Origin of the sequence: Vibrio gigantis, from assembly GCF_024347515.1 — a bacterium.
In the GTDB taxonomy this organism is placed as follows: Bacteria; Pseudomonadota; Gammaproteobacteria; order Enterobacterales; family Vibrionaceae; genus Vibrio; species Vibrio gigantis.
In genome coordinates this window covers 1283076-1309602 of the sequence record NZ_AP025493.1, presented here as the reverse complement: position 1 = coordinate 1309602, position 26527 = coordinate 1283076, and the positions used below count along the sequence as shown (strand labels likewise).

General features: G+C 45.1%; 23 protein-coding genes and 1 pseudogene. 19 read left to right on the top strand and 5 right to left on the bottom strand.

The features are described from left to right. Positions 1-12: 12 nt before the first annotated feature. Positions 13-1050 (top strand): fumarylacetoacetate hydrolase family protein, encoded by a 1038-nt coding sequence (locus OCV56_RS21950; protein ID WP_086714643.1) that lies wholly within the window; start codon positions 13-15, stop codon positions 1048-1050. A 44-nt stretch (positions 1051-1094) separates the two neighbouring features. Continuing rightward, positions 1095-1769 (top strand): maleylacetoacetate isomerase, encoded by a 675-nt coding sequence (gene maiA / locus OCV56_RS21945; RefSeq protein ID WP_390903688.1) that lies wholly within the window; start codon positions 1095-1097, stop codon positions 1767-1769. Between the two features lie 315 nt (positions 1770-2084). On the opposite strand, the gene OCV56_RS21940 is transcribed toward maiA, so the two are convergent. The 3 genes and pseudogenes from OCV56_RS21940 to OCV56_RS21935 form a co-directional block, all read right to left on the bottom strand. Beyond that, the gene (locus OCV56_RS21940) at positions 2085-3014 is read right to left on the bottom strand and encodes a carbamate kinase (RefSeq protein ID WP_086714641.1); all 930 of its coding nucleotides are present in this window, start codon (positions 3012-3014) and stop codon (positions 2085-2087) included. 446 nt (positions 3015-3460) lie between these two features. After that, positions 3461-3598 (bottom strand): annotated as a pseudogene (locus OCV56_RS26175) (carboxypeptidase); the annotation flags it as partial. Positions 3599-3622: 24 nt separating this feature from the next. After that, the gene (locus OCV56_RS21935; RefSeq protein ID WP_086714640.1) at positions 3623-5623 is read right to left on the bottom strand and encodes an acetoacetate--CoA ligase; all 2001 of its coding nucleotides are present in this window, start codon (positions 5621-5623) and stop codon (positions 3623-3625) included. Positions 5624-5822: 199 nt separating this feature from the next. Here OCV56_RS21935 and phhA point away from each other — a divergent pair, with 199 nt between their 5' ends. The 4 genes from phhA to OCV56_RS21915 all read left to right on the top strand — a co-directional run bounded on the left by phhA (position 5823) and on the right by OCV56_RS21915 (position 8218). Beyond that, on the top strand, positions 5823-6617 hold the full coding sequence (phhA, locus tag OCV56_RS21930; protein WP_086714639.1) for a phenylalanine 4-monooxygenase: 795 nt from the start codon (positions 5823-5825) through the stop codon (positions 6615-6617). Further along, positions 6607-6945 (top strand): 4a-hydroxytetrahydrobiopterin dehydratase, encoded by a 339-nt coding sequence (locus OCV56_RS21925; protein WP_086714638.1) that lies wholly within the window; start codon positions 6607-6609, stop codon positions 6943-6945. The genes phhA and OCV56_RS21925 overlap by 11 nt, the downstream gene beginning before the upstream one ends. Positions 6946-7195: 250 nt before the next feature. Next, on the top strand, positions 7196-7405 hold the full coding sequence (locus OCV56_RS21920; protein ID WP_008216860.1) for a DUF3283 family protein: 210 nt from the start codon (positions 7196-7198) through the stop codon (positions 7403-7405). A gap of 96 nt (positions 7406-7501) precedes the next feature. Continuing rightward, a complete protein-coding gene (locus OCV56_RS21915; RefSeq protein WP_010432326.1) occupies positions 7502-8218 on the top strand; it encodes a YebC/PmpR family DNA-binding transcriptional regulator in 717 nt (238 codons plus the stop codon). Positions 8219-8355: 137 nt separating this feature from the next. Here the strand turns inward: OCV56_RS21915 and OCV56_RS21910 are convergent, their stop codons facing one another. Then, entirely contained in the window at positions 8356-8607 is a 252-nt protein-coding gene (locus OCV56_RS21910; RefSeq protein WP_086714637.1) for a DUF2798 domain-containing protein, read from the bottom strand. A gap of 85 nt (positions 8608-8692) precedes the next feature. Here OCV56_RS21910 and OCV56_RS21905 point away from each other — a divergent pair, with 85 nt between their 5' ends. After that, the gene (locus OCV56_RS21905) at positions 8693-9595 is read left to right on the top strand and encodes a LysR family transcriptional regulator (RefSeq protein WP_086714636.1); all 903 of its coding nucleotides are present in this window, start codon (positions 8693-8695) and stop codon (positions 9593-9595) included. A gap of 12 nt (positions 9596-9607) precedes the next feature. After that, the gene (locus tag OCV56_RS21900) at positions 9608-10483 is read left to right on the top strand and encodes an NAD(P)-dependent oxidoreductase (protein WP_086714635.1); all 876 of its coding nucleotides are present in this window, start codon (positions 9608-9610) and stop codon (positions 10481-10483) included. A gap of 151 nt (positions 10484-10634) precedes the next feature. On the opposite strand, the gene OCV56_RS21895 is transcribed toward OCV56_RS21900, so the two are convergent. Then, the gene (locus OCV56_RS21895; RefSeq protein ID WP_228761163.1) at positions 10635-11516 is read right to left on the bottom strand and encodes a LysR family transcriptional regulator; all 882 of its coding nucleotides are present in this window, start codon (positions 11514-11516) and stop codon (positions 10635-10637) included. 116 nt (positions 11517-11632) lie between these two features. Here OCV56_RS21895 and OCV56_RS21890 point away from each other — a divergent pair, with 116 nt between their 5' ends. The 11 genes from OCV56_RS21890 (at position 11633) to OCV56_RS21840 (ending at position 26379) form a co-directional block, all read left to right on the top strand. Further along, positions 11633-12610, top strand: a complete 978-nt coding sequence (locus OCV56_RS21890) for a DUF1254 domain-containing protein (protein WP_086714633.1) — start codon at positions 11633-11635, stop codon at positions 12608-12610. A 246-nt stretch (positions 12611-12856) separates the two neighbouring features. Beyond that, positions 12857-13531, top strand: coding sequence for a hypothetical protein (locus tag OCV56_RS21885; RefSeq protein ID WP_086714632.1), 675 nt, complete (start codon positions 12857-12859; stop codon positions 13529-13531). A gap of 45 nt (positions 13532-13576) precedes the next feature. Next, positions 13577-14275, top strand: a complete 699-nt coding sequence (locus tag OCV56_RS21880; RefSeq protein WP_086714631.1) for an ABC transporter ATP-binding protein — start codon at positions 13577-13579, stop codon at positions 14273-14275. After that, positions 14263-15552, top strand: a complete 1290-nt coding sequence (locus tag OCV56_RS21875) for an ABC transporter permease (protein WP_055319237.1) — start codon at positions 14263-14265, stop codon at positions 15550-15552. Before OCV56_RS21880 ends, OCV56_RS21875 begins: the two co-directional genes overlap by 13 nt. After that, entirely contained in the window at positions 15545-16339 is a 795-nt protein-coding gene (locus tag OCV56_RS21870; protein ID WP_057622713.1) for an outer membrane lipoprotein-sorting protein, read from the top strand. The genes OCV56_RS21875 and OCV56_RS21870 overlap by 8 nt, the downstream gene beginning before the upstream one ends. A gap of 9 nt (positions 16340-16348) precedes the next feature. After that, positions 16349-17641, top strand: a complete 1293-nt coding sequence (locus OCV56_RS21865) for a hypothetical protein (protein ID WP_086714630.1) — start codon at positions 16349-16351, stop codon at positions 17639-17641. Beyond that, positions 17641-18675 (top strand): sensor histidine kinase, encoded by a 1035-nt coding sequence (locus OCV56_RS21860; protein WP_086714629.1) that lies wholly within the window; start codon positions 17641-17643, stop codon positions 18673-18675. Before OCV56_RS21865 ends, OCV56_RS21860 begins: the two co-directional genes overlap by 1 nt. A gap of 72 nt (positions 18676-18747) precedes the next feature. Next, positions 18748-19596 carry a LytR/AlgR family response regulator transcription factor gene (locus tag OCV56_RS21855; protein WP_086714628.1) on the top strand — a complete coding sequence of 283 codons (849 nt, stop codon included), beginning with the start codon at positions 18748-18750 and terminating at the stop codon, positions 19594-19596. Between the two features lie 171 nt (positions 19597-19767). Further along, complete coding sequence (locus tag OCV56_RS21850; RefSeq protein WP_086714627.1) at positions 19768-22530, top strand: M16 family metallopeptidase; 2763 nt, start codon at positions 19768-19770, stop codon at positions 22528-22530. Positions 22531-22892: 362 nt separating this feature from the next. Further along, positions 22893-25661 (top strand): M16 family metallopeptidase, encoded by a 2769-nt coding sequence (locus OCV56_RS21845; protein ID WP_086714626.1) that lies wholly within the window; start codon positions 22893-22895, stop codon positions 25659-25661. Positions 25662-25914: 253 nt separating this feature from the next. Next, positions 25915-26379: a hypothetical protein gene (locus OCV56_RS21840; protein WP_086714625.1), complete on the top strand. Its 465-nt coding sequence runs from the start codon at positions 25915-25917 to the stop codon at positions 26377-26379. Positions 26380-26527 lie beyond the last annotated feature (148 nt).

Sequence of the window (26527 nt, the reverse complement as noted above, 5' to 3'; positions counted from 1 at the left end):
GGGGCAACAAGGATGAAATTAGCAACCAAGAAAAATGGTACTCGCGATGGTCTGTTGATGGTCGTGAGTAGAGATCTCAAACAGTGTGTGCCAGCGACGGAGATTTTCCACGCGATGCATCTGACGCCAACTATGCAAGTCGCCCTGGATAACTGGGACAGCGTTGCACCTCAATTAGAGGAGCTATACACCTCGCTCAATACCGGCCATGTGACGGGTAGTGAAGTGTTTGCGCCTCAATATTGTGAATCGCCTCTGCCGCGCGCTTATCAATGGGCAGATGGCAGCGCGTATGTAAACCATGTTGAGCTGGTGCGTAAGGCTCGTGGTGCTGAAATGCCAGAAAGCTTCTGGGTTGACCCGCTCATGTATCAAGGCGGCTCAGATGCCTTTATTGGTCCACGTGACAATATTGAATTTGCTAGTGACGAATGGGGTATCGATTTCGAGGGCGAAGTCGCCGTTGTCACCGGTGACGTACCTATGGGCGCGAGTGCCAAACAGGCGCATGATTCGATTCGCCTACTTATGCTAGTCAATGATGTGTCGCTGCGCGGCTTGATTCCTGCTGAGCTCGCGAAGGGCTTTGGCTTCTTCCAATCTAAACCGTCTTCGGCGTCCTCTCCTGTGGCGGTAACACCCGATGAGCTTGGCGAACAGTGGAAAGGCAGCAAGGTGCATTTACCGCTGGTATCGACCTATAACGACCAGCCTTTTGGTTGCCCGAATGCGGGTGTCGATATGACCTTCAATTTCGCTGAGCTGATTGTCCATGCAGCAAAGACTCGTCCCCTGTCGGCTGGTGCGATCATTGGCTCGGGCACGGTATCGAATAAGCAAGGCACTGACCACGGCACCTCCATTTCGGAAGGTGGTGTGGGCTATTCCTGCATTGCTGAAGTGCGCATGATAGAGACGATTCGTGATGGTAAGCCGTCGACTCAATTCATGTCGTTTGGTGATTCGATTCGTCTAGAGATGTTCGATACCGCGGGTGACTCGATCTTTGGCGCGATTGACCAAAAAGTGAGTCAATATCGTCCACGCTAGTGATAACGACAAGAGTATAGCGACAGAGAGGCACAATGAATCAGATGAACAAGAAGATCACACTCTATGGTTACTGGCGCTCGTCTGCAGCCTATCGAGTGCGTATTGGATTGAACCTAAAGCAACTTAACTATGAGTCTAAATCTGTGCACTTGGTGCGTAACGGCGGCGAGCAGCATGATCCACAATATCGCGAGCTCAATGCTAGTGAATTAGTGCCGGTGCTGGTGGATGGTGAAGTTCAGCTCAATCAGTCACTGACGATTTTGCAATACTTGGACGAAATCTACGCAGACACCTTGTTGATTCCTGAGCAAACACCACTGCGCTATCAAGCGTTGGCGATGGCTCAGGATATTGCGATGGAAATTCACCCTCTCAATAACCTGCGCGTGTTGCAGTATTTGGAGGGAGAATTATCGTGCGAACAAGGGGCGAAAATGGATTGGCTGCACTATTGGATGAGCCAGGGTTTCCATGCTCTAGAAGAGAAGCTAGCGAAGCACAGAAAAGCGCACGGTGACTCGGTGTATAGCCTCACAGATTCGCCATGTATCGTAGATATTTGCTTAGTGCCGCAAGTCTACAATGCGTTGCGCTTTGATGTTGATATGTCACCTTATCCGTTGATTAACTCGATTGTCGAAGCGTGCAATCAGTTACCCGCTTTTATTGATGCGATGCCAGAAAATCAAGCGGATGCGAATGAGCCCATGTAGATTCACTGATGTCAACGCAAATACTCGTCCCTTGCGCGACCAAAACCGTTTCTTGAAAGAAGCGGTTTTCAAAATTAAACATTAGCAACTAGTGAATAAATATAGGTATGGAAAGCTATTCTTTTAGTGCTCATAACTGCCAAATATGGAGCACAAAATTCGTTTTTATAATGTTAATTAAATATATAAAATGCAGTAAGTATATGAATATTTATCCCGTTCATCACTAATATGGCTCTAATAAAAAAGCCTCGTTATTAAATAAGAGGCTTTAACCAAAGATTTTATATTGGTGGTAATTCTCATTCGAGAATATTAATAATAAACAATGCCTTCGCCTTTCGTAATCAGAGTACCAGATTCATTGGTAATTATTTTATCTAAATCAAATAATGAACCAATCGCCGCATTACCTAATCCAGCTTCAACGAATTTACAAACGGCATCAATTTTTGGCCCCATAGAACCAGCAGGGAATGAAAATTCTGCTAAACCAGCAGGCGTTGCTTGCTTCATTTCTGCTTGGTCTTCTTTACCATAGTTACGGAAAATCGAACCATCGGTTAAGATAATAAATAAGTCGGCATGGATTTTTTCAGCCAGTAATTCAGCCGTAAGATCTTTGTCAATTACGCACTCTACGCCGGTGCTCTTACCCTGTTCAATACTCACGGGAACACCGCCGCCGCCACAAGCGATAACAAGGTTTTCTGTATCTAGAAGTGTTTCAATTTGCTGAATTTCAACAATGTTTTTTGGCATAGGAGAAGGCACAACGCGACGGTAGTACTCGCCATCAGCTTTAAACTGCATTGTGCTTTGAGCCATTAACTCTTTAGCTCGTTGTTCTGTATATACAGGGCCAACAAATTTAGTCGGATTAGAAAACGCAGGGTCTTTTTTGCATACTTCAGTTTGCGTGACTAGCGTAGCTACGTCTAATTCAGGGTCAATGTTTCTTAGCTCTTGTTGTAACATGTAGCCCACCATGCCACAGGTTTGAGATCCGAGTACATCCATTGGGTACGGGGTCGTCTCTGGCGAATATTCGCTATAAGCTGCGTTTTGTTCCATCAATAAACCTACTTGTGGGCCATTACCATGAACGATAACAATCTCATGCTCGCGTGCGATCGCGGCAATACTCGCCGCTGATTTGATTATATTTTCACGTTGGTTCTCAGCCGTTAATGCTTGGCCTCTTGCTAAAAGAGCGTTACCGCCTAGAGCTAATACTATTCGCATGATAATGTCTCCGATCATTTAATAATGATTTTATTTTACGTAGGGATTCACCGCTTGTTATTTCTAATTGAATTCAAGATTATTAATATCAATGGTTAGGTTTTGGTAATTACCCTTAAGTAATTAACATTCCGAGATAGTATGGGAAAATAATCGTTCTAAATGTGATAGCTATCAAATTATCATTTCACTAGAAATGGGTCTGTGTAAACGGAAATTATTATAATTCGATTAAATATCCATAAGCTTGGATACAACCCTGTGGTGGACTCTTTTTTTGTATAAATGATTCGTCTTTAGTGAATATTATCTCAGGCTATAAAATGATTAATTTTCTATTTTTGTTTTAAATATGATGAGCAGATCGCATTAAGAGCTTTAGAAAAGGTTCGGGGCCATACTAAGACGGGGATTCACGAGCTTAAATAGTCGTTTAGATTCGGTTTTTATCGGCCAATCAAGGACTGCTTAAAGTGTTCAGTATTTAATGCTTCTCCCGTTGCTTGTTTCACTCAGTCATCGGTTTTCAATCGGCTGCCTTTACTCCAGATGTTATCTGACAGCCAAGAGAAAATTGGAGATAGTTAGCCGCTTTCTAAGGCTCAACGTTAGAGCGAAACAACGCGTTTTATCTCTTCTAAGACTTCGGCGTTAGCAATAGCCCCGAGGTTCTCGACGGGTTTACCATTCACTATCTGTTTCACTGCCAATTCCACCAGTTTTCCTGAGCGTGTTTTTGGCACATCGCTGATAGTAAAAATTTGGCTCGGCACATGCCTTGGTGAGCAAGATGACTTGAGTTTGTTCTTAATTGTTGTCACCAACTGGTCATCCAACGCTATGCCTTGCTGCAACTGAACAAACAGCCATATCTGCTCATTGCGGTCGACATCTTTACCAACGGCGATGGAATCGATGATGCCCTCAATGGTGTTCACTTGCTGGTAGATCTCGGCAGTACCAATTCTTACCCCACCAGGGTTAAGTGTGGTGTCGCCTCGTCCATAGAACAGATAGCCGCCATGTACGCTCTGTGCGACCTCGTCCCCGTGATGCCACACATTATCGAACCTATCCCAATAAGTGCTGTGATAGCGCTCTCCGGTGTCATTCCAGAAGCCAACAGGGAAGTTGGGGAGGGAGTTGGTACACACCAGTTCGCCACGTTCGTGATTGACTTTATAACCAGTCGAATTGAACACCTTTATGTCGACTCCGAGCCCTGCCTGTTGGCACTCACCGCGATACACTGGCGAGATTGGGTTACCCAACACAAAGCATCCACAAATATCCGTGCCGCCAGAAATGGACGCTAAATGCAGGTCTTGTTTGATGTGTTTGTAGACGTAATCGAACTGCTCTGGATAAAGCACAGAACCCGTCGAGCACAGCGTTCTTAAGTGAGGAAGAGAATGGCTTTCGGTTGGCGAGAGTTCTGACTTCTCAATCGCTTCTAGATACTTGGCTGAGGTACCAAACAGCGACACATCGGTACGCTGTGCCAAGTCCCACAGTACATTGGGTTGCGGGTAAACTGGGCTGCCATCAAAGATCACCAAACAAGCGCCGCTAGCGAGCGCAGATACGTGCCAGTTCCACATCATCCAACCACATGTGGTGTAGTAGAACACGCGATCGTTTGGCTTAACATCGCAATGAAGTTGATGCTCTTTTAGGTGGTTGATGGTAGTGCCGCCAACAGAGTGGACAATACATTTAGGCTTGCCTGTGGTGCCGGAAGAGTAGAGCACAAACAATGGTTCATTGAAGCCGACACGCACAAATTGCACAGGTTTTGGCTGATAGTGATTAATGATGCTGTGCCAGCTTTGGGTCGACACATCATTTTCAAAGTCATTCTTCTCTAAATCACGAGTCGGTTTCAAATAACCGATCTGACACACCTGTTTTAGCGCGTTTAAGTGCTCGATGATTTCACTATTCTTGTCCGTCATATCGAACGTTTTGCCATTGAAGGTATAGCCATCACAGGTGAACAACACCTTGGGTTTCACTTGGCCAAACCGCTCAATCACACTCTCAACGCCAAAATCAGGCGAGGTTGACGTCCAGATCGCCCCTAAGCTGGTGGTAGCGAGCATGGCTATTACGGTTTGTGGCAGGTAGGGGGTATACGCGGCAACCACATCCCCTTGACCCACACCGCTATCGACAAGCCATTGTTGAACGCTAGAAACTGCCTCACACAAGGTTTTCCATGTATAACTCTGCTGTTCGCCACGCTCATTCTCAAACCAAATAGCGCGCTCATCAGGCATGGTTTGCGCCAAGCGCAGCAAGTTCTCGGCATAGTTTACTTGCGCATTCGAAAACCAAACCGCATCACGATTTGATTTCAGCTGCTGCCAACGGCTCTCACCTTGAATTTTGGTGTCATCTCCTTGCGCCCCGACCATTCCACAAAACTGCCATGCGTTCTGCCAAAACGACTCTGGATGTTCTACAGACCATTGATGGAGATCCGTGTAGTTTTGTAATTCCCGCCCGAGTACGCCCTGCTGATCAAGGCTATTCATGAATTGGGTTAAGTTGGCGTTTGCGATGCGCTGCTCGCTAGGCTGCCAAATGGGCTTATTGCTTTCGTGCATTCCTTTACCTTTAACAAAAAGTTAACGTTTTCAGTCTGGTATTTAGGTTTTACAAAGTCAAAAGATCAGCAAAATAAGGGATTGGGTGAACCGTGTAAATAAAATGTTACACGAACGCTTATTTCGAAAAATTGCGCAAATTGGCGGATATAAGGAGTGGAGATAGGCTTAAAGGGAGACATTCGAAAGGAGGTGTGTAATGACTCAATATCATTCTAAGCCCGTGAGCCAAGAGGGATGGGTTGAGTGGAGCCTCGAAGAAGATGCCATTTGGCACGACTTGGTGAAAAGGCAACTGGACGTCATTAGTGACCGCGCTTGTGATGCCTATTTGCACGGTCTGACCCTGCTGGATCTGCCATTAGCCAGAGTTCCGCAGCTTCCAGAGATAAACAAAGTGCTAATGGAAACAACAGGTTGGCAGGTACAGCCTGTTCCAGCGTTAATCGATTTCGACCGTTTCTTCGATTTGCTCGCCAATAAGAAATTCCCAGTTGCGACATTTTTGAGAACTCGAGACGAGTTCGATTACTTACAAGAGCCTGATTTCTTTCATGAAATTTTCGGCCACTGTGCCATGCTCACTAATTCTGATTTCGCAGCATTCACTGAGCATTATGGAAAACTAGGCCAAGCGGCGACATCCAAACAGCGCGCTTATCTTGCCCGTTTGTATTGGTTTACGGTCGAGTTCGGTTTAGTAAAAGAAGGCCAACAACTGAAAATCTATGGCGGTGGCATTCTTTCGTCTCCAGCGGAAACTATGTATGCGTTGGGAGGGGATTTGGCCGTTCGCGAGCGGTTTGATCTGCAAACGGTTTTAAGAACGCCTTATCGCATCGACATTATGCAGCCGAAATACTATGTGATCGATGAGCTGTCTGAGCTATTTGAAATCAGTCAGGAAAATCTATTACAGCAAGCAGATCTCGCGATTGAAGCGGGGTTACTACCACCACTTTTTGAACCCAAGGAACCCACACATGTTGAATGAACAAAAATGCGAAGCCTGCAGTATTGACGCGATTGCTTTAAGTAAAGATGAGCAACACTCATTACTTTTGGAGTTGTCTGATTGGCAGATCATCGAAAGAGACGGCATCCCGCAGCTTGAGAAGGTGTTTAAGTTTAAGAACTACAAACAAGCGTGGGCATTCAGCAATAAAGTGTCAGAACTGGCAGAAGAAGAATTCCATCACCCTTCGATCTTATTGGAGTGGGGCAAAGTCACCGTCACTTGGTGGAGTCACTCAATTAAAGGTCTACACAAGAATGATTTCATCTGCGCCTCACGCTGTGATGTGTTAGCGGTGAGTGAATAGTCTTTTTGGGCTGAGAAGCTTTCTACAGCCCTTGCGATGCAATTACCTTATTATTCGGCTCATTCGGTGAGTCGAATAAGTGATACTTTCTCATCAAGGGAGATAAGTTCTCCCAAACTAGCTTGACCTGCATCAGTGACTTGCTTGGTTTCTTGTCTCATAAACCCTTTCTGTTACTCATAGTATTGGTTTTATGAGCCTGCTCTATGATATATTTCTCGGCCAAGTGTATTACAGACGAAGGCTAATAATGTCTATCAACCTTTCACTCCTTCCACCCAGCGAGAAAAATAAAATCGAACTGGATAAGCAAGCATCGTTTCTTGTATGGAAACTGAAGCAAGCGAAATGTGGCCCTGAAGCCATTGTTGAAGAAGCAATGAAGCTAGGTGACCCAGATGAAAAGGTGTGGTTTGAACAGTCTGTAGAAAAATACAAACGGGTAATGGGTGTCGCATAAACGCAGACAAACCTTGCCCAGCAGTGCTGTAGAATTGAAATGACACAGTAATTTGCTAGAATTTGCACCGTTAATTGAATCAGAGAGAAGATCCCGATGGGAAGAAGTTTTGAAGTGCGCAAGGCCTCAATGGCGAAAACTGCAGGCGCAAAAATTAAAGTTTATTCTAAATACGGTAAAGAGATTTACGTACTGGCTAAGAACGGCAGCTCTGACCCAGACATGAACCTACCTCTTAAGCACCTGATTGCTAAAGCGAAGAAAGACCAAGTACCAGCACACGTTATCGAAAAAGCGATCGATAAAGCGAATGGCGGCGGTGGTGAAGACTTCCAACCAGCTCGTTACGAAGGTTTTGGCCCAGGTGGTACAAGTGTAATCGTTGACTGTCTAACTGATAACGGCAACCGTACTTTCCAAGACGTTCGTCAATGTTTCGTTAAGACTGGCGCGAAAATCGGTGTTGAGGGTACTGTTTCTCACATGTTCGCTCACCAAGCTGTATTCCAGTTCAAAGGCGAAGATGACGAGATCATCCTAGAAACGCTGATGATGGAAGACGTAGACGTGACAGACGTTGAGCTAGAAGACGGTGTAATCACTGTATTCGCTCCAACGACTGAGTTCTTCAAAACGAAGACTGCACTAAACACTGCGTTCCCAGAGCTAACTCTAGACGTTGAGGAAATCACTTTCGTTCCTCAAACAACTACACCAGTAGCTGAAGAAGATTCTGAGAAGTTCCAGAAGTTCTTAGACATGCTTGACGACTGTGATGATGTTCAGCAGGTTTACCATAACGCTGAGCTGTAATCTTTACAGTAACAACAGTTATAAAAAACCGAGCCTAGTGCTCGGTTTTTTTATGGTTGTAATTCAGGCGTTTATCCATGAACAGAGCTTTTTGATCGTAGCTCTTTGATGATGGAACTTAGATCTTAGCTCCTTGATCATTGTTCCGTGATCTCAGGTTCGCAAAGCGTTCTCGGGCGACAAATCCATGCTGAGAGTTTTCTGATCAAAGGAAGCAAGGTGAGGTTAAGGGTGATTGCACATGGCCAAGCAATGAAGAAGCTCTGCATCCAGATGGGTGGCCACTCGGGGCTGAAGCCCATTTTGTAGCCAGAAATTAACCCAGACATGATTGCTGCCATGGTCAGAGAGGATAAAATCGCGGTTACCCAAAATTGTTTGTTGTTCATACTGTGTTTCTCCCGTGATTTTCTGTTGTTGATGGGATAAGGTTACTTCTATCCATTAATGAGAAAAATAGGCACATATAGAAGTATGAATTCCATATTTGGAAACATTGATGATTTGTTCTTATTCTGTGCAGTGGTTGAAGAGGGTTCTTTGTTATCGGCCTCGAAACGGCTGCAATTGCCTGTGTCGACAATGTCGCGTCGGTTAACCGCATTGGAAGAGCGCCTGAATATCCGACTTTTGGAAAAGAAAGGTCGTGAACTGGTGGCCACCAAAGACGGTGAGGCAGCCTTTGCTGCGCTGAGTAGCGGCATGGAGTCGATTCATCACGGCTTTAATAGCTTGCTTGAAGAGCGTGATGCTATCCAAGGCAAGATAAAGCTCGCAGTGCCTCATAACTTCTATAGTGGCTTTCTACGGTCGACGGTAGAACAATTCCTCACTCAATATCCGAACGTTCAGCTCGACCTTACCTTGAGCCAACAGCAGCTCATTCCGCAGACCGATCGTGATTTACTGATCACGTTTAAGATCTCGGACATGGAAGGCATGATTGCTCGGCCACTTTTTAAAGCTAAACATGGGTTTTTCGCGAGTCGAGAATACTTAGATTCACGTGAGATAATTAAAAATCCGGACGATTTAGAGCTTCAAGACTGGATTAACGTCGATGATGTGTTTGATATACCGCTCTACAAATCTGACCGCTTAGAGCAGATGATCACGATAAAACCCAAGTTCATCGTTAACGATATTCATGCAGTGGCGGCCGCGGCGCAAAAAGGCTTGGGGCTTGCCTCATTGCCTTTTCGTCATGTATCCCCTGAGATGAATCTAGTTCAAGTGCTCCCTGAGTATCATCGGGGTGATCGCCAAGCGTATTTAGTGTACAAAGAAAGAAAATATCAGCCAAAGGCTTTGACCCTGCTTATTGATGCATTGATTGAGAGTGTTCGATCTTTTCATAGCGATGACTTGGTCAAATAAAAGGAGAAAGAAATGAAAGTAAGTTTTATCGGGTTAGGCGTTATGGGTTTCCCAATGGCCGGCCACCTAGTCAAAGCCGGTTTTGAAGTAACGGTATTCAACCGTACTCACAGCAAAGCATTAGACTGGGCTGATAAACACCAAGGTAAAGCCGCAGAAACTGTGGCTGAGTGTGTCGCTGAAGCTGATGTAGTATTGGTTTGTGTTGGCAACGACGACGACGTGCGCAGCATGACGACTAGCGAAACAGGCGCATTGGCCGCTATGAAGCCAAACGCGATTCTTGTCGACCACACAACAACGTCTGCAATCCTGTCTGAAGAGCTGGAAGTGGCTGCAAAGGAAGCAGGTGTTCGCTTTATGGATGCACCAGTGTCTGGTGGTCAAGCGGGCGCAGAAAACGGCGTACTAACTATCATGTGTGGTGGTGAGCAAGAGCTATTTAACGACCTTCAACCTGTATTTGAAGCTTACGGCAAGTCGTCAGTTCTAATGGGTAAAGTCGGCCAAGGCCAACGTGCGAAAATGGTTAACCAGATCTGCATCGCGGGCGTATTGAATGGCCTTTCTGAAGGTTTGGTACTTGCTGAAAAATCAGGTTTGGATATCCCAACTCTGGTTGATTGTCTTAAAAACGGCGCAGCTGGCTCATGGCAGATGGAAAACCGTGCTACCACAATGGCGCAAGACAAGTTTGATTTCGGCTTTGCAATTGATTGGATGATCAAAGACTTAGGCTTCTGTTTAGATGAAGCTGAGCGCCAAGGAATCCAACTTCCACTGACTGAAAAAACCAACAACGCATACAAGGCTCTGTCTGCTGAAGGACAAGGCCGCATGGATACATCAGTATTGATGAAAGCGGTAGTTGAAGAGACTAAAAAATAGAAGAAACGAAGAAATAGTCGCAGCGTAGAAGCAGTAAAAGCTTTGCTTAGATAATTAAAAATAGCCGCTGATTAGCGGCTATTTTTGTTTGTATGAAACGATAACGAGCCTTTTTAAATCCTTTCAGAGCACTAACTATTTAGATTAAAGCCTATATAGATTGAAGCATGACCCTTTTAATCACGTCATGAACTGTAAGGTTTAGAGGGCTTTGACGATCGACAAGGCGCATGCAGGAGACAAGATTTAGATCAATTCTAAGCTCTTTGGGAGGCTCGATGGTGTTAAGTGAAGCGTCCTTCCAACTGTCGCTTAATACGCAGGCGTGATCACCCTGCTCTAGGATTTGCCTCGCAACTGAAAAATTGTCCACCGTGATACTGATATGGGGATCAATACCGCTACTTCTCAACATTTCTAAATATCGGTAACGTTCTTCATTCCAACCTTGGCTTCGGATCTTGATAAAAGGCAGCTGCAACGCTTCTTCCCATGTTAGTCGCCCCAATGACTTTGATACGGCGATCACCAGTTGGTCGGCCATGATGCGTTTCTGAAAGACATTGGTACTGCGGTCTTCGTTTAGAAAGTGCACACCTAAGGTGATATCACCGTCTTCTAGTTTTTGCTCTGTATCTGATGTCCAAGTTTTCAGCTCAATTTGTGCTTTGGGAAATGTTTTCGAGAGCTCCCTAAACAAACTAACGCCTGAGAACTCTAGTGTGTAGGCGAAGAAAGCAAGGGTGATAGGCCCTTCATAGGTAGATGGATTGAATGTTATTGGTGAGGTAGCGGAGTGCATTAACGACAGAGCTTGCTCAATGTTGGGCAAAATAGATTTGCTGTAATGCGTTGGTCTCAACCCTTCCGTGGTGCGTTCGAAAAGTGGGTGTCCTAATTGTTCTCTTAGCTTGGTCATTTGCTTGCTGACTGCGCTCTCTGAGATCCCCAGCTTCATCCCAGCCCTTTTTAGGCTATTCGACTGACACAGCAATACAAAAGTACGCAACAAGTTCAAGTCTACGCTTTCCATTTCGGCAAGTCCTATTTTCCACGCTTTCCACCTTGGAAGTATAAAGTGATCACTGTCGGCAGAGCAAATAATACTCTTCCAAATGACATTCACTTTGAAATATAAAGGTCGCTACTATGAAAACACTATTTCCCCTTACTGCTGTCGCTTTATTCTCAACCAGCGTTATTGCAGCGCCAACTATTGTCACGGAAGATAATTTTGCTCAGGCATACACGAATATGCGTCTTGGCGCGGTGGTAGAGAAAGCGGGTGGTATCAATACATTCTTTGAGATGCCAGTACCGAGCAGCGTTCCAGAAGAGCAGTTCGTTGTGCGAATGAATCGAGACACCTTTTACTCTGTTTCTGTCATCGATATGTCGAACGATGATGTCTATGTGACAGTTCCAGAAACTGACCAATATGTGTCACTGCAAGTCGTTGATGAAAACCACGAGACACAACCAATGATCTACGGTTCAGGTCGCCATAAAATCAGTGCAAAAACCGACCACGCATTTGTGATTGTCCGTGCGCTTGAAGATGATGCTCGCCGTAACCTGAAAATTGAAACAGGCAGTGAAAAACCGTTTGAAGTAAAAGAGTGGGACATGGCGTCATTTAAGGCTACGGATAAAGCGGGCAACATCGACTTCAGTGACGGATATGACCAATCAAAGGCGTTTGGTAACAAAGAAAGCGGCCAAACTGATTATATGAATTACGTTGGTGCAGCTGGCGGTTGGGGTGGTGCAATGGTCGAAGACAACATCTACCAAACCAGCCAGTATTTCGATGCGAATGCATGTTATGAGACGACTTTCAAAGATCCGAAGGCAGGGTCATTTTGGTCTGCAACCGTATATAACGCAGATGGGCGCATGTTTAATGATAAAGCCAATATTTCGAGTGAAATGGCACCCGTAATGAACAGCGATGGAACTTACACTCTCCGTTTTGGATGTGAAGGTCAGCCAAACAACATTCCAACTATGGACGGTAATAACACGGGTAAATTTAATGTGCTTATGCGCCATTACAACCCTAGCGAACCAGTTAGCAAAGGCGAGAAAGGTTACAACCCAGCGACGATGATTAAGAAAGTCGGTTAATTTAAGTCGTCAAATTGATGCTACTAAACGTAGTTAACTAGTGAATCAATTAAAAGCTACGTGATACTGAGTAAGCAAAGGTGCTTCGAAGGTATCGCGGGCTTTTTCTTTTTGCACTTCCGTTCTCCCACTCACACCCTCTCCAAACCATTCACTCCTCATTACTACCATTCGTCGCATCGGTAAAACTGCACGACAAATTCTAGTTAACCTTTCATCGTCAACATTTGAAAGGGATTACACATCATGACTGCTTCAAACACTTCAAACTCATTTACTGCTCTGTTTCGTCGTTCACTTTTAATTGGGTTAGCTTCAATCGCTCCTACGCTGGCGCTAGCTAATCCAAGTTCAGATGTGCTGGATATTTACAACCAAGCCGCGCAAGGCAATGAAGAGCTAGTCGAGGTGGCTTATGAGCGTCTCAATGACACGCTGCAAAAAGACGGTGCGACACCACTGACTTTGGTTTATCTAGGCAGCACAGAAACCTTAATGGGGCGTGATGCGTTCTTACCTTGGAATAAGATGAAGTATGTGGAAAAGGGTTTATCGACCATCGATAAATCACTGGTTCTGCTTAAAGACGAAGACCAACCGATTCATGAGCAACCTCGTGTTCAAGGGCTACCAGATTCGTACCTAACTCGCGCTATGGCTGCGGTGACTTACACCTCTCTACCAGACATGTTTAATCACTTTGATCGCGGTTATGACCTGTTCCTTTCGTTACTCACTGAAGAGGACTTTCAGCAACAGCACTTCTCTGCAACTTCATGGATTTATCGCTACGCAATTACCGCTTCGATTCGTGCTGAAGACTTCGAGCAAGCACAGGTGTGGCTAGAACAAATGGAAACCGCCGATGCTGGCAATATCGAAACTATGACTGCGAAGGCCCTAATAGCGAAAGCAAAGTAACAGCAGCGAACGCTAAAGAATGATGGGTAATCAGAGGACAATGAAATGATTGAATTTAAAGGTATCGGCAAAGCGTATGTGACTGGCGGTCAACGTGTTGATGCATTAAGCGGGGTCGATGGACACATCCAACGCGGTGAAATGGTGGCGTTGTGTGGCCCTTCTGGGTCAGGGAAAAGCACGCTGTTGAACATTCTTGGTTTGTTGGATATGGACTATCAAGGCGAGATAAACATTGATGGTAAAGCGTATCCGACTGAGCAAATTGCCGCTGCGCGTTTTCGTCGCGGGTCACTGGGTTTTGTATTTCAGCGCTTCAATCTGGTTCCTGTAATGACTGCGCTTGAAAACGTCGCTTATCCATTGATGTTGAACCAATGTTCGAAACAAGAACAGCAGACCAGAGCGCAAGAGATGTTAGAGCGTGTTGGGCTAGGAGATTACGTTCATCACCGCCCAGACAACCTTTCAGGCGGTCAGCAACAACGTGTCGCGATAGCCAGAGCACTGATCCACAACCCAAGCTTAGTGATTGCCGATGAGCCGACCGCGAGCTTAGACAGTCATACCGCAAACCTTGTGATCGACATTATGAAAGAGCTTGGCCACGAAATGGGCACTACCTTTATTGTCGCAACGCACGACCCAAGAATGGCGCAGCGCTGCGACCGAGTGATTGAACTTATCGACGGCCAACTGGCACCACAAATCACAGCAACGGAGGCGATCTCATGGGCAAGTTAACACAAAGAATGAGCACGTTTTTACTTCCAACTTCGGTGCGTTTGGCGTGGCTTAATCTATTAAGAAATGGTCGCCGCAGTCTGCTTTCTGTATTGATCATCGCCATTGCCGTATTTGCGTTGACGTCGGCAGGAGGCTATGGGCTTTACACCTACGAATCCTTGAGAGAATCGACCGCGCGCGATACTGGCCACCTTACCTTGAGCACGCCGGGTTATTTTGAGCAAGATGAAGACATGCCGCTGAGCAATGGTCTGGATAACGTTCAAGCGCTAACCAAGAGCATTATTGGCGACAGCGACGTGCGTGGTGTTCAGCCAAGAGTCTACTTCAGCGGTTTGGTTTCTAACGGCAGTAAGTCGACCATCTTCATGGGAACGGGCGTTAATGAGCGCGAGTTCGACATGAAAGGGCCGTTCCTTGATGTGCGCAGCGGTCAAACCCTCTCGGATGTGAAATCACCAAGATACGACAGCCAAGAGCCACAAGTGATGCTCGGAACCGACCTTGCTCGTAACCTCAAAGTGGCCGTTGGTGATTGGGTCACATTGCTTGCGACGACCAGTGATGGCGCATTGAATGCCTTTGATTTTAAGGTGCAGGGCATTTACTCGACTGGCGTGCCTGAGTTGGATAAGCGTCAGTTGTACGTACACATCACGACAGCTCAAGAGCTTTTAGCTTCAGACAAAGTTAGTACCTTGTCGGTATTCCTTTTTGAAACCAACAAGACATCGACGGTTCAACAACGTATTCGAATGGCTTTGGACAAGCAAGATGCTCAACAAGGTTCTGAAATAGAGATCACCCCATGGCAAGATCGCGCGTTTTTCTACACCAAGGTTAAAGATCTTTATGACCGGATCTTCGGCATTATGGGCGCGGTGATGGCATTGGTAGTGTTCGTGTCGCTGTTTAACACCATGACCATGTCGGTGACGGAGCGCACTCGTGAAATTGGCACCTTGTCGGCTCTTGGTAGTTACCCTTCTGAAATCGTCGCAGGCTTCTTAAAAGAGGCGGGATTACTGGCGGTAATTGGCAGTGCGATAGGCGCACTAGTGAGCGGTTTAGTGTCGGTGTTGTTACTGGTAGTCGATATACAAATGCCACCACCTCCGGGTCGAACCGAAGGTTACCCACTCAACATTTACTTCTCATTAGAATTGGTTGGTTACGCGACGTTAGGTGTGCTGACGATATGTTTGCTGGCTGCTTATTTCTCTGCTCGTAAAGGCGTGAATAAGCCAATCACGGAGGCGCTGGTTTATGTGTAAATTAACTCGTTCATTCAATACCTTGGCTTTCGCGTTGGGCTCTGTTTTAGCTTTGGTTCTAGTATCGACACCAAGCTGGGCAGTCGATTCACAGCAAGTTACCGAGATGATAGCCAAGGCAGACAGCTACCGTTTGAACAGCGAACAGGCGTCGAAAGTGGTTTCTCTGGTGGCGTTATATCAAGACGAACAACTCGATAAAACACGTGAGTACAACGTCTACACAAGACCCAATCGAGAGTCGTTAGTGGTGTTCAAGTCGGCTGTCGAGGCGGGTCAAAAGATGCTGATGATAGAAGACAACTATTGGTTATTGATGCCGAAATCTCGTCGTCCAATTCGTATTACCCCGATGCAAAAATTGCTTGGTGAAGCTTCGGTTGGTGATATCTCAACGCTCACTTGGAGCGAAGATTACCAAGGTGAGTGGGTTGTCGAACAACAGGTTGAGGTGTCAAGTGGTGATCTGCTTGATACCCATCACTTAAAACTCACCGCAAAAACTAAGGGCGCGAGTTATCAATCCATCGATCTGTGGTTAACGACAGAGCGCGCATTTCCAGTTAAAGCGGATTTGTATTTGCGTTCAGGAAAACTAGCCAAGCAAGCGTGGTTTACTGAAGGCGTGCGTGATGGCTTGCCGAGTGTAGTGTCAATGACCTTACTTGATAAGATTCAACCAAGTAAGAAGACCGTGATTGAGTACCGCGAAGTAAGCGAACAAGCCTTGGCAGACAAATACTACAACCCAGCTTACTTATCGCGTAATAGCGTATCTGGGCTTTAGGTGGATGCCATGAAAGCTTCTAGTCGTAAGCCTTACATCAAGTATTCAGCTGCTATTTTGCTTGCTTTGTCTTGTGTGAGTAACACGATTCAGGCAGATGAATTGAGCCTAGCGTGGGATTGGCAACTGAGTGCCGAAGCCGTTGAGTCGAGAGAGTCGCCATTCAGCCCTTTAGCGTCTGATAATCGTCAGTCATTCAATGGCTTGCTGGATCTAGAGGTTGGATATGGTAATTGGCTTGGTCTGTTCGCAGTGAAAGCCAACGATATTCTAAGCAACAACCCTCAAGGACAAGAGGCGAGCTTTGAGTCTGAATTCATTGTGCGTGAGTTGTTTTGGCAAGGTGGTGTTGAGGTGTCTAATTCTATAGTCGGAGATCACTATCTTGATGTCACGCTCGGCAAGGTTCGTCTCGATTGGGGCGTGGGCTATGGCTACCGGCCACTAGACATTATCAAGCCTTACCGACAAAACCCAGTAGGCATTGTCGCAGAAGAGGGGGCGGGTGTGGCGTCGGCGTCACTGTTCGATATGACGGGCGAGTGGACACTGCTTTACAGCGATTCATCATGGACTTCCCAAGATGTGAATGAGTTCGAAAAGCAGAATCAACAACAAGGCGTTGGCTTACGTCGTTACAACCTGATTGGCGACCACGAATATCAATGGGTCGCTTATTACGACGACGTGCGCCACGGCTTGCTTGGAGCGAGTTTGGTTTCGGTCTTAAACCTTGCATGGGAGTTTCATGGTTCGGTGGTCTATCAACGACAAAGCCTTGGCTACAGTCAGCCGGATTCAATGCTTAAACCGGTTTATCTTGAAGAGCAGGGCGAAGCTTATCAAGCGTTAGCAGGACTAACATGGGCCAATGACACGGGCCACAATGTGGTGTTGGAATACTGGTTTGATAGCCGAGCGTGGAGTGACTCTGAGTGGCAAAGCGCAATAGAAAGTGCCGAGCCTTTGTCAGTTAATCCGATGACAGCATTGTTGGCAGGCTCTTACGCGCAAGGTTATCAGCACGCCAATTTGGTTCAACACAACATCATGTTTCACTGGTCTTTGGATTCGACACATGGCTGGCTTGAAGATATCACGCCAACATTTGATGTGATGTTGTCTCCACAAGACGGTGGTTTTATTGCTACTCAGTGGCTCAACTATCAGGCGTTAGATAATGGTGATTCATCGTTGGAATTGGAACTTGCTGCACGCTTTCTAGGCGGTAAAAGTGATTCTGCTTACGCCAACTTACCCGATAGTCATATGATTCTTATAAATATCAAAGGACGATTTTAATGAACACTTCTTCAAACAGTCGGTTTTCATGGATCAAAAGCTTTGCGTTCACCACGCTATTTTGTGTTCTTATTGCGATTACAACCCATACGATTTGGGGCGGCGGATTAACGGTTAATCTAGCAATCAGTTTTGGCTTTGGCTACAGCGCGGTGGGTTCTTCTTTCATCTTGGTTAAGTTGTTCAAGAGAACATCCCGCACGCTTGAAGTGGGTATATCAATGGTGATCGCGATGACCTTTGGTACCTTGAACGCGCACTATTGGTTGAACGGGTATTTTGGGTCCAATATCTCGGACCTTAAATCTGTCGTGTTGCTTGGTGTGATCTTCTGTTCGGTTTGCTATTACTATTTCTACGCACGAGAGCAGCAGTTACGTGCCGATAACGAATTAGAAGTGGCCAAGCGCCGTCAGGCCGATCAAGAGAAGGTGGTGGTGCTGAGTCAGCTTAAACAACTACAGAGCCAAATTGAACCGCACTTCTTGTTCAACACGCTTGCGACCATCAATGTATTGATTGAGAGTGACAGCGCGAAAGCCAAGTTGATGCTCGAAAAACTGACCGACTTGTTGCGTGTGACTTTGAAGAATAGCCGCACTGAGCAATCGACCATCGCACAAGAGGTCGACTTGCTGGATGCTTATCTTAACATCCAGAAAATTCGTTTAGATGAGCGCTTAGCCTTCTCGATTGAAACGAACAACATTAGCGATCAGCAAGTGATTCCGCCCTTCTTAATTCAACCCTTGGTTGAGAACGCATTAACTCACGGTATTGAGCCAAAAGCCGCAGGTGGCGAAGTGAATATCCGTATTACCCAGCAAGCTGAACAGTTGAAGATTGAAGTGTCAGACAGTGGTGCTGGGTTGAAAACGCCCTCTGCGAATACGGGGCACGGTGTTGGGTTAAGCAATATTCGTCAAAGAATCGAAACCCTTTATGGTGATAAGGCGAGTCTAACTATTACTGAACAGACTGAGGGCGGGGTAGTGTCGACGATCCTGTTACCGCTGACTGACGCAGTTGTCTAGAACTACGCACCAGAAAGTACAGAACAGTGACGAAAAATAGACGATTTACAGTGTGAATTTAAAGGATTAACCATGAACAACCCAGCAATACAGCCGAGCGTAACGGCGATTATCGCAGATGATGAAGCACTGTTAAGGCATCACTTAGACAAGAGCTTGGCTGAGGTTTGGCCGGAGCTAGAGATCGTCAGCAAGGCACAAAACGGTTTGGAGGCGATGCAAAGTATTCAGCAGCTTAAGCCCGACGTGGCGTTTCTCGATATTCGTATGCCTGAGCTGGATGGAATCTCACTAGCGAAACAACTCAACAAGCTAGATTCGCCGCCATTGATTGTGTTCATTACGGCTTATGATGAATACGCAGTTAAAGCCTTTGAACACAATGCGATGGATTACCTGCTTAAGCCAATCAATGAAGAGCGCCTACTTGCTACCTGTCAGAAGGTGCAAGCGCGTCTGTCGAGTAACCAATCGCAAATAGGTAACCTCCCCGAACAACCTGATATCACGGCGTTAATGGCTCAGCTTCAACTGCTATCCCAATCGACCTCACAACAAGTTCAGCCTCCTTATCTATCGCAGAAAAAGTATCTCACGTGGCTCAAAGCCAGTGTTGGGGAAGACATTCACCTAATCGCCGTCGATGATGTGGCGTATTTTAAAGCAGAAGATAAGTACGTATCGATATTTAAGAAAGGGCAGGGTGGGCTATTAGAGGAGTTTATTCTTCGTGTATCTCTAAAGGAGTTACTCGCTCAACTTAATCCAGATGAGTTTTGGCAGATCCATCGTTCAGTGGTAGTGAAAGTGTCGGCTATTGATAAGGTCAAAAAAGGACTATCCGGCCAGATGTCGGCGTATGTATCCGGTGAGAAGTTGCCAATCAGCCGTGCCTCGCAAGCGCTGTTTAAAGGCATGTAGCGAACAAAAGGCGCTACATATCGGCTCTTCAATTAATTCATGTAATTTATAAATCAAACACTTTCATAGTTATATCGAGTGACTCTAAAATTTTAGTCGTTTGATTTAATGTAGAATTATTACACTTTTGCGATCGGATATATTGGGGTAAAGCCCTTCAAAGAGATCGTTATGAAAGCAAACTATTTAGTCATCGTATTGAGCTCCACATTGCTAGGTTGCACTTCTACTCCTCAGCAACAGACGTTATTGAAATCTGACCCATACTGGGTCACAGGCGAATTAGACAACGGCTTAACCTACCATGTTTACCCTGACCGAGAACAACCAGTATCGGTACGCTTACTGGTGCATGCTGGCTCTTTTCAAGAGAGCCAGCAGCAAAAAGGTTATGCCCATTTTGTCGAGCATATGGCGTTTAATGGCAGCAAAAATTTTTCAGGAAACGATGTAGTAGCGTTGTTTGAGCAGTCTGGTGCTAGTTTTGGTGCTGACTTGAATGCTTATACCTCTTATCAAGAAACCCTCTATAAGTTAGATCTACCCGACAATAAGAATCTAGATAAAGCGTTGGCATGGTTTAGAGATATTGGCGATGGTTTACTGCTGTCAGGAGATGAGATCGAAAAAGAGAAAGGAGTGATATTAGGGGAGTTTCGACACACACGAGTTGAAGATAAACCTCTCTCATTTAAGTTCTACGATCACATGGTTGAGGGCACGAATTACCAAAGCAACGATCCCATTGGTAATAAAGAATCCGTTTCTAATGCGAATATTCAAGAACTAAATAACTTTTACCAAACGTGGTATCAACCCCAGTTAACCGAGGTGATTGTCTCTGGTGATATCACACTGGCAGAAGTGATCCCTTTGATTGAAGAAAGTTTCTCTGGCTGGCAAAGAGGTACAACACCGTTACCCGTGAAAAACCAGTCAACGGATTACAATACTCAAGATTTTGTGGCGTATGGAGCTGGGAGCGAGCCACCGAGCATCGGGATAGTGATTGAGCGTGGGCAAAGAGTGACACAGAGCCATGAGCAACAACATCAGCTTTGGCTAGATGATATTGCTCAACAACTCATCCAACAAAGGTTGAATTCAGATTTTGTTGACGCTGCATTGCCAGTGCAATGGGTTGCTTCGACTCCCTATTTCTTAGATTACCAACGGTATTCCCTTACTACGGTTGGCTTTCCTGTCGATAGTCGAGAGCAAAGCCAACAGCAGTTTATTTCTACTCTTGCCTCATTGCGTGATCATGGTGTGAGCGAATATGAGTTTACGAGTGTGATACAGCAATACCAAGCGAACCTTGATGACATTCAGGCTAACTGGGCGAGAATGGACGCAGTAGCTCATGCTGACGGTAAGTCGACGGCGCTGGTGATCAACCAGACGGTTCAATCACAGCTTGATTATAAATCGAGTTTGAAAGCGTTTCTTTCGAGTACGGATCTGGAAGCCGTAAATGATAATTTAGATGATTTACTTTCTAGCCCATATATTTTGGGGTTAGGTTTATCTTCTAAAGAAGACTTGCAGGCTATGAATAACGAGCTAAAAGGTGTCAGAAAAGCCTACAAAAAGACAGGTAACAGGCCATTGCTCGTTACCGCAAGCTCGGCGTTTAGTGTGCCAGCGTCTCAAGGCGAAATTGTAAAGCAAGTTCAGGTGAGTGACGATCCTAATTTGAAGCAATGGACATTGAGCAATGGCATTGAAGTTTTGTATCTCCGTAACTCTGAGGCTGGTAATAGTGTTGGGGTCTACTATGCAAGTGAGGGGGGGAAAGCGGCGTTGGATCCTTCACTGTTTCCAGCTGTAGAGATTGCCCTGCCAGCTTCGATTCGTAGCGGTGTTGGTAAATTTAGCGGTTCGGAGTTAACTGCTCATTTGAGACGCGAAGACATTGAAATCTATCCTTTCATCAACTTTACTCATCATGGCTTTGAGATAAGCGCTAAGAAAAAGACGCTCGCAGAGGGTTTAGCTGCGCTGCACACCATTATAACCGAACCTAAAATAGACAGTGATCAGCTTGAGGCTGTGAAGTCTGAATTTGCTCAAGATCGTACAGCATATTTAGAAACGCCAGTTGGTCAGTTTATTCAGATGGTTAATCGAAATAGCTATCAAACAAGCAGCCGCCACATGATGCTTGAAAGTGACGATATTAAGGCTGTTACGTCGCAAGATATACTTGACGTTCAGCATCAACTCTTCCAAAAGTTAAGAGACAACACATTGGTTATTGTTGCTGATATTAATCCAGCTGAAATTAAGCCTCTTGTGCGTCAATATGTTGCTTCACTGCCATTAGAAGCCGCTGTGTCTCCTCAGTATCAGGTGGCTTATAGTACTGATTCGAAAGAACGAATGGATATATCCATCAATAATGAAGACAGCAGTCAGTATTTATTGCGTGTGATTTCCCAGCAAGCTCGGGATAAAACCGCAAAAGATGTGTTTATGGACGATATGCTTCAGCGTGTATTGTCGAGCCGTCTAACAGCGTATGTTCGTGAAGAGTTAGGTTTGGATTATGCGCCTTATGTGTACTCGGTCTCACAAGACAGTGAGCCTAGTTATGACTGGTTAATAGGCTCTTCAACTGCTCCAGAAAACTCAGATAAAATTGAGCAGGCGATTGATGAGATCATTGTTGAAGCCGCAAAAGGGATTTCTGAAGATGAGACTCGAACGGCAGCTAAGCAGCTTGTGGCGGACCTTACTCCACTAAAATATAAGCCCACTCAGCAAGCTTGGTTTATTTCTCGTTATTTCATTCATGACTATGGTTTTGAGGCGTTGTTTGATCTACAGGGAACGGCAGACTCAATTTCTAGTCAAGATATGACAGAGTACGCGAAAGAAATTTTTGGTGATAACAGCTATCAGTTGAAGAATTTGTTGAGACCACAAAGTTAAATCTAGTTAGGTGAGTGGTTTTTCTTGAAAGCCGCTTCTACCCTTTATATGTGAATTCACTTAGAAGCCAAATGTTCAAGCATTTGGCTTTTTTATTGCGCTGAATCTTGATGAGTTTTGGCAAAACCACTCAGAAACAGTGCCTCGCAAGCGCTGTTTAAGGGGATGTAGAGAACTAGCTTAAAGGGATGTGATAGGTTCTTATTAAAACGCTAATTCAAATGAATACAGTGATCTTACATATCGCTCGATAATTTATAAAATAAAGATCCAGATCACAAAGATACTCACCCGGTTCAATATTAAATAATAATCATTAACTCAATCTGTATATTGTCGATGAATGACATTAAGAGGTTGTTATGAAAACATATTATTTAGCGACGGCTCTATGCCTAACTTTGGTTGGCTGTAGCTCAACACCAAAAAACACCGAAAACTTAATCCAGCCGGATCCGGCATGGAGATCAGGCCAGCTAGAAAATGGCCTTACCTATCATGTTTATCCAGATCATGAAGCATCGGTATCTGTACGTTTAGTCGTTCACGCGGGTTCGATTCAAGAGACTGATCAGCAAGAAGGCTACGCGCACTTCTTGGAACACATGGCATTCAATGGCAGTAAGAACTTCTCTGAAAATGATGTGATTCGTCTATTCGAAGATGCAGGTGCTAGCTTTGGTGCTGATATTAACGCTTACACCTCTTATGAAGAGACGGTCTACCAGTTAGATTTGCCAGATAACATCCAATTGCAGTCTGCTCTAACGTGGATGCGTGACATTGGTGATGGTCTGGATCTATCAAGTTCAGAAGTTGAAAAAGAGAAAGGCGTGGTTCTTGGAGAGTTTCGTATGGCTCGCCTCGATGATAAGTCATTTGGAGAGATATTTTATGATCACTTCATTGAAGGAGGTCCGTACGAATCTCAAGATGCATTAGGGACTAAATCGTCGATTATTAATGCCACTCCTCAAGGTATCACTAACTTTTATCAGACTTGGTACCAACCTCAAATAGTCGAGCTGGTCGTTTCTGGTGATGTGGACATCAAAACCGTGATTCCACTCATTGAAGAAAAGTTTTCTAGTTGGGAGCGTGGCGACACGCCGAGACCAGAGAAACAGAAAGTGACCTCGTTCAATGAAGGTAATTATGTTGAGTATGCAGGAAGAGAAGCACCAAGCATTACTTTAACGTTTAACCGAGGTTTAAATAGAGTTGAAAATCATGCTCAGCAGCATCAACGCTGGTTGGATGAAACTGCTCAACAATTGATTCGACAAAGATTAGAAGCGGTATTCAATGATGCCGCACTGCCGACTCAATGGATAGCGTCTGATAGCTATCGAATGGGCTCTTTGAACTATTCGTCAATAAGTGTTGGGTTTCCGGCTGGCGGTCGTGAAGTTATCCAACAAGAGTTACTCTCTACATTGGCATCACTGCGTGACTTTGGCGTGTCGAAAACGGATATCGTCGGCGAGCAGCATTACTACCAAGACTTGTTGGATAACATCGAGCATGATTGGGATAAAATGGACAGCGTTGAACACGCGAACTACAAAGCGAGTACGCTTGTGACTGAGCGAATTGTCCAATCACAGAAAGATTATCAAGCGAGTTTGGAAACCTTCATTGCAAACCTAAACCTTGAAGCGATTAACGACAACATCCAAAACTTGCTCTCTGATGATTACTTCCTTGTTATTGGCATGGACGACTCTGAAGATCGAACTGCGGTCGTCAACTCTCTCGATAGTTTTAGAACCACGTATAATGAGGCGGGAATTCCGCCGATCGCGATTGGAACAGCCAGTGCTTTTGCTGTCCCTAGTTCGCAAGGTGAGGTTGTACTTGCTGAACAAATGTCCGTAGACCCATACATCCAAAAGTGGACGTTAAGTAATGGTATCGACATGTGGTACTTGCGTGACTATGTTGCAGGTGATGATGTTGGTGTGATGTACATGAGCCTTGGTGGAAAAGCCGCGTTGGATCCGAGCTTATACCCCGCCGTTGAGGTTGCGTTACCTACGTTCGCTCGAAGTGGTGTCGGTGAATTTACGGGATCTGAACTTCTAGCGTATTTTGACCGTGAAGATATTCGAGCGGATTCTTTTATTGGCAATACTCGCCATGGTATCGAATTTAATATTAAAAAAGATGGGCTTAAAGATACGTTTGCTGCGCTTTATACCTTTATCACTGCACCTAAAATTAATCCCGAGCAGTTAGAGGCAGTCAAGCAAGAGTTTGTACAGGGACAAGAATCTTTATTGAGTAGCCCCGTCGGTCAGTTTGAGCGCGCAATAAATCAAAATATCTACAGTCCGGACAGTAGTCACCTTTTTGTTGATAAAGAGCGTGTTGAAGCGGTTTCAGTGGAAGATGTCGATAACCTTCATCAGCAGCTGTTTGGTCAAATGAGACACAACCAACTAGTGATCGTGGGTGACATCGACCCAAGTGTATTGAAGCCTTTGGTTCAGCAGTACTTGGCTTCTATTCCATTGAAAAAAGCGGCGGTACCTGAGTTTAAAGTGGCTTACAACGAGCCATTAGAGTCACGTATTGATTTAGCGATTAACAATGTGAATAGCGCAGAGTACGTCTTACGAGTTATCTCTGAGTCTAATATTGAAGTTAAAATGTCGGCAAAAGATGTTTTCATGGAAGATTTACTGCAACGTTTGCTAGCGACTCGTTTAGATACTTATATTCGTGAAGAGTTGAGCTTGGATTACTCGCCTTATACGTATTCGGCGTCTACAGACAGCGAGTTGAGTAATGAATGGGTTATTGGTGCGATGATAGCGCCAGAAAATGTCGATCAAGTCGAGGTGGCGATTGATAAGGTGATTGCAGACCTCCTACAAGGCGTTTCTGAAAAGGAAATGCAAGCAGCAGTGAAGCAGTTTGAAGCTGACTTCACGCCTCTTGAGATGAGCTCTATCGACCAAGCGTGGTATGTGTCTCGTTATCTACTTCATGGTTACGATATCGAAGCTTTGTCTCAAGTTGAGCGAGTGGCGAGATCAATTTCAACAGAACAGATGAATGAGTTAGTACAACGTATCTTTGGTGAAAATAGCCGTAAGGTTAAGAACATCATGCGACCTGAAGTTTAATCGCTTTGATACTGTGTAATAGCTATAAAACGTCATAACGATAAGAGTTGGACGCATACGTAATTGAAAGCCAAGCCTTGTTGCTTGGCTTTTTCTTTTCTTTAGAACGATGACGCTTAATCGGTTGCATCGAATCATTTTCTAAAAAAATGTTTTAAATCAAGACAGCGTTTCATTTGTATTGTAGATTGACGATCTACGAGAATGTTGTTTGGATATTAGATTGCTTAAACTGGGTACCCGATTAGTCTTAATGTTGTTTTTACTGAGCTTTGGCTTAGTGAATTCTAACGGCTATTCGTTTCCTTCTAAGCCATTTCAAATCTACTCGGCTCAAGAGCAATCTTCACAGAGTGACCTGTGTAAACAAGCCGCTACGGATAATCCGTCGAGCTACTTAGAGTGCGATAAGGCTCAGTTTGGCACTGTTCCTTCTGGTGACAGTTCTAACTATCACGATACTGAGTCTAGCCTTCAAGCAGTAAACTTCAGACGTATGCTCAGTAATGAACAAGAAAGCGTGCCCGATCTTGAGCCTGCTTATCATCTACTGATTGACTTCTCTCCCCCTTCACTACTGGCCTCTCTGCTTTTCAATACACCGTTGTTGGATTCCAAGCAGCACTGGACCAGTATTGTGAGCTCTCCGTCCTCCCGGCTTTCGGGGTGGAAAGAGGGCAACATCCAATACTCGCATTTCCGAGAACTTCTTAGCTAATCGTTTGACCCTGATTGGTCGCATCGACGATCCCTTGTATCCGTTGCTCTAGCCAATCCCAAAAACAATTCGCGAATGTACTCTGCTGCCGTTCAATCAGTTTGGTCTGGTTGCGGTTAGCTATCGTTCGCGTTCGCAAAACTTAGTT

Excerpts from the sequence above, each read along its gene's own strand:
- OCV56_RS21950 (WP_086714643.1), top strand. The coding sequence starts at position 13 with ATGAAATTAGCAACCAAGAAAAATGGTACTCGCGATGGTCTGTTGATG.
- maiA (WP_390903688.1), top strand. The coding sequence starts at position 1,095 with ATGAACAAGAAGATCACACTCTATGGTTACTGGCGCTCGTCTGCAGCC.
- OCV56_RS21940 (WP_086714641.1), bottom strand. The coding sequence starts at position 3,014 with ATGCGAATAGTATTAGCTCTAGGCGGTAACGCTCTTTTAGCAAGAGGC.
- OCV56_RS21935 (WP_086714640.1), bottom strand. The coding sequence starts at position 5,623 with ATGCACGAAAGCAATAAGCCCATTTGGCAGCCTAGCGAGCAGCGCATC.
- phhA (WP_086714639.1), top strand. The coding sequence starts at position 5,823 with ATGACTCAATATCATTCTAAGCCCGTGAGCCAAGAGGGATGGGTTGAG.
- OCV56_RS21925 (WP_086714638.1), top strand. The coding sequence starts at position 6,607 with ATGTTGAATGAACAAAAATGCGAAGCCTGCAGTATTGACGCGATTGCT.
- OCV56_RS21920 (WP_008216860.1), top strand. The coding sequence starts at position 7,196 with ATGTCTATCAACCTTTCACTCCTTCCACCCAGCGAGAAAAATAAAATC.
- OCV56_RS21915 (WP_010432326.1), top strand. The coding sequence starts at position 7,502 with ATGGGAAGAAGTTTTGAAGTGCGCAAGGCCTCAATGGCGAAAACTGCA.
- OCV56_RS21910 (WP_086714637.1), bottom strand. The coding sequence starts at position 8,607 with ATGAACAACAAACAATTTTGGGTAACCGCGATTTTATCCTCTCTGACC.
- OCV56_RS21905 (WP_086714636.1), top strand. The coding sequence starts at position 8,693 with ATGAATTCCATATTTGGAAACATTGATGATTTGTTCTTATTCTGTGCA.
- OCV56_RS21900 (WP_086714635.1), top strand. The coding sequence starts at position 9,608 with ATGAAAGTAAGTTTTATCGGGTTAGGCGTTATGGGTTTCCCAATGGCC.
- OCV56_RS21895 (WP_228761163.1), bottom strand. The coding sequence starts at position 11,516 with ATGGAAAGCGTAGACTTGAACTTGTTGCGTACTTTTGTATTGCTGTGT.
- OCV56_RS21890 (WP_086714633.1), top strand. The coding sequence starts at position 11,633 with ATGAAAACACTATTTCCCCTTACTGCTGTCGCTTTATTCTCAACCAGC.
- OCV56_RS21885 (WP_086714632.1), top strand. The coding sequence starts at position 12,857 with ATGACTGCTTCAAACACTTCAAACTCATTTACTGCTCTGTTTCGTCGT.
- OCV56_RS21880 (WP_086714631.1), top strand. The coding sequence starts at position 13,577 with ATGATTGAATTTAAAGGTATCGGCAAAGCGTATGTGACTGGCGGTCAA.
- OCV56_RS21875 (WP_055319237.1), top strand. The coding sequence starts at position 14,263 with ATGGGCAAGTTAACACAAAGAATGAGCACGTTTTTACTTCCAACTTCG.
- OCV56_RS21870 (WP_057622713.1), top strand. The coding sequence starts at position 15,545 with ATGTGTAAATTAACTCGTTCATTCAATACCTTGGCTTTCGCGTTGGGC.
- OCV56_RS21865 (WP_086714630.1), top strand. The coding sequence starts at position 16,349 with ATGAAAGCTTCTAGTCGTAAGCCTTACATCAAGTATTCAGCTGCTATT.
- OCV56_RS21860 (WP_086714629.1), top strand. The coding sequence starts at position 17,641 with ATGAACACTTCTTCAAACAGTCGGTTTTCATGGATCAAAAGCTTTGCG.
- OCV56_RS21855 (WP_086714628.1), top strand. The coding sequence starts at position 18,748 with ATGAACAACCCAGCAATACAGCCGAGCGTAACGGCGATTATCGCAGAT.
- OCV56_RS21850 (WP_086714627.1), top strand. The coding sequence starts at position 19,768 with ATGAAAGCAAACTATTTAGTCATCGTATTGAGCTCCACATTGCTAGGT.
- OCV56_RS21845 (WP_086714626.1), top strand. The coding sequence starts at position 22,893 with ATGAAAACATATTATTTAGCGACGGCTCTATGCCTAACTTTGGTTGGC.
- OCV56_RS21840 (WP_086714625.1), top strand. The coding sequence starts at position 25,915 with ATGTTGTTTTTACTGAGCTTTGGCTTAGTGAATTCTAACGGCTATTCG.